Consider the following 238-nt stretch of genomic DNA (forward strand, 5'->3'; position numbering starts at 1 on the left):
GTTGGCGCCCAGGTCGGCGACAGCACGGTACCGATAGCGCTCGCCTGCGGACCGCAGGGCCTGGTCCTCGCTTTCGAGCCGAACCCTTATACCTTCACGATCCTCGGCGCCAATGCCGCGCTCAATCCTTCCCGATTGAACATTTTTCCGATTCCCTACGCGGCAACGCCGGAAGATGGGTCGTTCGTCTTCGACTACGGCAACCCGGAGTTCGAGAACGGCGGCGACCACACCGGGG

1 protein-coding gene is annotated in these 238 nt (G+C 63.4%); it reads left to right on the forward strand.

Annotated elements, in window-relative coordinates; genetic code table 11:
- The coding region (locus AC0L2O_RS37505; RefSeq protein WP_473373285.1) for an FkbM family methyltransferase at nt 1–238 on the forward strand (238 nt) is incomplete at both ends.

The organism is Bradyrhizobium sp. Kon10, from assembly GCF_055807395.1.